The organism is Mesorhizobium sp. ArgA1 (assembly GCF_053714375.1).
Genome location: NZ_JBSKBQ010000178.1, coordinates 1 through 285 on the forward strand (window position 1 = coordinate 1; position 285 = coordinate 285).

The window sequence follows — 285 nt, forward strand, 5'->3', positions numbered from 1 at the left end:
CAAAGCCAAATCGCCGTGCAGGTCCTTCTTCGGGCACGGACTTGCCGACGATCACCTCGAAGTTTGTCGGTCTGTCGTGCGCACGTAGCCTCCATCGATGCCGATCGTCACCGGTGGTCCGGGGATCGGCATCTTGTTCCATTCGGCCTGGCATCCGCTCGCGAACATGGCCTGCTCGGGGCCGAGCTCGGCTTCGAGACGCGCGGCAACGCGCATTGCGTCGTTCCTGATCGTCGACGCGTTCACGGCCTTGTCGATAGGCAATACGTCCGCCAGCAGAACGGC

1 pseudogene is annotated in these 285 nt (G+C 63.2%); it reads right to left on the reverse strand.

Features of this window, described 5'->3' with window-relative positions:
* Positions 1-51: 51 nt before the first annotated feature.
* Positions 52-285: pseudogene (locus tag ACWGTI_RS32890) on the reverse strand (ISKra4 family transposase); the annotation flags it as partial.